3 protein-coding genes and 1 pseudogene are annotated in these 4122 nt (G+C 61.5%); 3 read left to right on the forward strand and 1 reads right to left on the reverse strand.

Annotated elements, in window-relative coordinates:
• Both HMPREF9538_RS01735 and HMPREF9538_RS01730 read left to right on the forward strand, forming a co-directional pair.
• Positions 1–612 (forward strand): succinylglutamate desuccinylase (locus HMPREF9538_RS01735; protein WP_009760657.1); only part of this gene is annotated, 612 nt, incomplete at its 5' end.
• Positions 613–621: 9 nt separating this feature from the next.
• Entirely contained in the window at positions 622–2052 is a 1431-nt protein-coding gene (locus tag HMPREF9538_RS01730) for an amino acid permease (RefSeq protein ID WP_009760658.1), read from the forward strand.
• Positions 2053–2257: 205 nt separating this feature from the next.
• Here the strand turns inward: HMPREF9538_RS01730 and HMPREF9538_RS01725 are convergent, their stop codons facing one another.
• Positions 2258–3583 (reverse strand): MFS transporter, encoded by a 1326-nt coding sequence (locus tag HMPREF9538_RS01725; protein WP_004210334.1) that lies wholly within the window; start codon positions 3581–3583, stop codon positions 2258–2260.
• Positions 3584–3963: 380 nt separating this feature from the next.
• Here HMPREF9538_RS01725 and HMPREF9538_RS31930 point away from each other — a divergent pair.
• Positions 3964–4122, forward strand: a pseudogene (locus HMPREF9538_RS31930) (YdcF family protein); the annotation flags it as partial.

A 4122-nucleotide genomic window follows, 5' to 3' on the forward strand; every position in this document is an offset into this window, starting at 1 on the left:
GCTTTTTATCGCGCCGCCGATACGGCGGGGCCGGTCAACCGTGGTCATCTCGATATGCACACCGCCATTCGCGGATCGCTGTATCGCCAGTTTGCGCTGCTCCCGGCCCACGCCGGGGATTTTTCGCCCGATTTCTATCAGCTGCTGCAGGCCAGCGGGATGGACGCCGTCGTGCGCCATACCGAAGCGGGCGGCACCTTCACCCATTTCACCTGCGAAAAGTTCGCCGCGCAAAGCGCCACCCTGGAGCTGGGGAAAGTGATGCCGTTCGGCGCCAACGATCTCAGCCTGTTCGCCGCCGCCGACGCGGCGATCCGGGCCTGGATCGCTGACGCGCCGCTGCCGCCGCGCGACAAAGCGCCGGTGGACTACTTCCTGGTCGAGGAGAGCATCATCAAGCGCGAGGGGGAATTTACGCTTAATCTCGCGGCAGACGTTGAAAACTTCACCGCGCTCCCGGCAGGGTATGAGATCGCCCGCCAGGCAGAGAAACGTTGGGTGGTGCAGGCCCGGGCCCCCTATATCCTCTTTCCCAACGCCGGGGTCGCCACCGGCCAGCGCGCCGGGCTGTTGCTCCGCGCCGCTGCCCTTCGTCTCCCGCAACCAGCCTGAGGAAACACCATGACTGAACATCAACATCAGGCGTCACCTGCCGCCGGAGGTGAAGGCGCGTCACAGCTTAAGCGCGGGCTCAGCGCCCGCCATATCCAGATGATTGCCCTCGGGGGCGCCATCGGCACCGGACTGTTTATGGGGGCGGGGCGCAACATCGCCGTCGCCGGCACCTCGATCCTGGTTATCTATGTGCTGGTCGGGTTCTTTACCTATATGGTGATGCGGGCGATGGGCGAGCTGCTGCTCACCCGCCATGACTACCGCTCGTTTGCCGACTTTGTCGGCGAGTATCTCGGGCCGCAGGCCAGCTTTTACCTCGGCTGGACCTACTGGCTAAGCTGGGTGGTGACCTGTATCGCCGACGTGGTGGTCTGCGGGAGCTATATGCAGTACTGGTTCCCGGAACTGTCGGCGTGGATGCCGGCCCTCAGCATGCTGGCGATCCTGTTCCTGCTTAACCTGCTGTCGGTGAAAATGTTTGGCGAGGCGGAGTTCTGGTTCGCCCTGATCAAGGTGATCACCATTATCGCCCTGATCGGCACCGGCGGCTGGATGATTGCCACCGGCTGGACCTCCCCGGACGGCGTGACGGCCTCCCTCAGCCATCTCACCGACCCGACGGCCTTTATGCCCCACGGCATCACCGGCTTTTTCGCCGGCTTCCAGATAGCGATCTTCTCCTTTACCGGCATTGAGCTGCTGGGCACCATGACGGCGGAGACCCGCGATCCGCAGCGCATTTTGCCCAAGGCGATCAATGCTCTGCCGCTGCGGATTATCATCTTCTATCTGCTGTCGATGGTGGTGATCATCGCTGTCGCCTCGTGGCCGGGGGTGTCGGCGGAGACCAGCCCCTTCGTGACGCTGTTCGCCAAGGCCGGGCTGCCTGCCGCCGCGGCGGTGATTAACTTTGTGGCGCTGACCTCGGCGATGTCCTCGGCCAACAGCGGGGTCTTCTCCAGCACCCGCATGCTGTACGGCCTGTCGGTGGAGAAGCATGCGCACTGGCAGTTTCGTATCCTGTCGCGCAGTACCCGCATTCCGGTACGCAGCCTGCTGTTCTCCTGCTTCTGCATGCTGATCGGCACGCTGTTGCTGTTTCTGGTGCCGAACGTGATGACCCTGTTCACCATCGTCTCGACCCTGGCGGCGATTATGGTGGTGTTCAGCTGGGGGATGATCCTCGTGGCCTATCTGGTTTACCGCCGTCAGCGTCCGGACCTGCACGCCGGGTCGATCTTTAAGATGCCCGCCGGGGTGGTGATGAGCTGGGGGAGCCTGCTGTTCTTCGCGTTCTCTATCTTCATCATGATCTTTGACCCGGACACGCTGCTGGCGCTGTTGGCTTCTCCGCTGTGGTTTATCGCGCTGTGGGGCTTCTGGAAGCTGAAGCAGCGGCGCGAGGGGCAGCTTCAGCTGGACAACCAGAGCGCCTGACACCCGCCGGTCCTGGCGGCCGGCTAAGCAGGGGGGAAGACTTGACGCCTGTTTCTGCCCGGTGGCGGCTGGCGCCTTACCAGGCCTACATGCTTACGGACCTGGGATAAGCGGTATCCCCCGCGGCGCGATTTCCCCAGGCCCGCGCAAGCGCAGCGCCGCCGGGCGAGATAGTCGGCGCCGTAGTAGCCCTGGCGGGCGGCGGTCAGGCGCTTTCCGCCCGGGAGGGGGCCGTGCTCAGCGCGGACTTCATCCGGCTGGCGCAGAATATCGCCAGCAGCGAAATCGCCACCGTAATGCCCAGATAAATGGCCACCGGCCGCCAGTCACCGTCATATTTTGCCAGCAGACCGGTGGCGATAAGCGGCGCGGTGCCCCCGGCCAGCGCGGCGCCCAGCTGGTAGCCGAGGGTGATCCCGGTATAGCGCACATTGGCGCTGAAAATCTCAGAGCACAGGGTGCCGAGCACCGCGGTTACCGGCGCCCACAGGATGCCGAAGGCAACGATCGTCGCCAGCATGATGCCCCAGCCGGTGCCGGTGTCGAGCAGCAGGAACCACGGGACGATAAACAGCCCCAGCAGCACCACGCTCAGGGTGTACATCTTTTGCCGACCCACCTTGTCTGACAGCAGCCCCATCAGCGGGATCATCACGGTGGCCACCAGCGCGCCCAGGGTCACGGATTCCAGCGCCTGCGACTTCTGATAGCTCAGGGTGGTGGTGGCGTAGCTGACCACAAAGGTGGAGAAGATATAGAAGGGGGCGGTCTCCACCACTTTCAGGCCGGCGGCGATCAGCACTTCCCGCCAGTGGTGCTTGAGCGTATCGCGCAGCGGGGCCTTCGCCACCTGGCCGGATTTTTTCACCTGCTTAAAGGCGGGCGTTTCGTCGATATCTTTGCGGATCCACAGGCCGAGAAAAACGAGGACGGAGCTGAGCAGGAACGGTATGCGCCAGCCCCAGGCGAGAAACTGCGCCTCATCGAACAGCGTCATCAGCGAGACGATAAATGTCGCCATCAACATGCCGATGGTCACCCCGGCCTGGGGAATGCTGCCGAAAAAGCCTTTCCGCTTTTCCGGCGCGTATTCATAGGCCAGCAGCAGCGCGCCGCCCCATTCGCCGCCGATACCCATGCCCTGAATAATGCGCAGGATAATCAGCAGGGCCGGCGCCCAGAGGCCCACCATCTCGTAGGTGGGCAGCAGGCCGATCGCCACCGTGGCGCTCCCCATCAGCGACAGGGTCAGCACCAGCGTCTTCTTGCGGCCGATGCGATCGCCGATATGGGCGAAAATCACGCCGCCGATGGGGCGGATAAAAAACGTCAGCGAGAAGGAGAGCCAGGAGAGGATCAGGCCGATAACCGGGTCGACCATCGGAAAGAAGATTTTGTTGAACACCAGCGCGGCGGCGGTGCCATAGAGAAAATAATCGAACCATTCGATGGCGCTGCCTGTCAGGCTCGCGATCAGTACCTTCTTGTTTTTCTGCAGAATGGATGCAGTGTTGTCTTGTGGATTGCTCATTACGAAACGTTCTCCCGCCACGGTAGATAGGTCAGGTGTCACTCTGTACGAGCAGAGTGCAACCTGATGTGAAAAGGTTGTGTAATTGTTAAGCAACTTAGGGTTGAAGGTTACAATTGGCAAGTTTATGGCTGGCAAGCTGGGCGTTATGGCGCGGTTTGAACTGGTATAACCGCGACGCTATTTTTTATTTTCCACCTGATTTTGCTGTTTTTTGTTATTTTCATAGTGAGTTGTTCAGGTGCAACCCGCCTGTTTTTAGATGTTTCTTGTTATTTCAAAATGGTTACAAATCGACGCCGCTATGCCTTCCGGCAGGCGGCGTTTATGATAGCGAAAGCATCCTCTCCGCTCGGCTGAGAGAGGATTAAGGAGACAGAATGGCAGAACAATTTCCTCCGCTGTCGGCAGCGACGCTGGCGGCGGCTAACCAGGTCGGCGCCTGGCTGGCGCAGGACGATCTGGCGACGCTGCCCGCGCTGCCGCAGGTGGACGTGGTAGTGCTGGCCGGCAACGCCGTGATCCCAACCATCGACGCC

It is taken from the genome of Klebsiella sp. MS 92-3 (genome assembly GCF_000195655.1).
In the GTDB taxonomy this organism is placed as follows: domain Bacteria; phylum Pseudomonadota; class Gammaproteobacteria; order Enterobacterales; family Enterobacteriaceae; genus Klebsiella; species Klebsiella pneumoniae.

Excerpts from the sequence above, each read along its gene's own strand:
- HMPREF9538_RS01730 (WP_009760658.1), top strand. The coding sequence starts at position 622 with ATGACTGAACATCAACATCAGGCGTCACCTGCCGCCGGAGGTGAAGGC.
- HMPREF9538_RS01725 (WP_004210334.1), bottom strand. The coding sequence starts at position 3,583 with ATGAGCAATCCACAAGACAACACTGCATCCATTCTGCAGAAAAACAAG.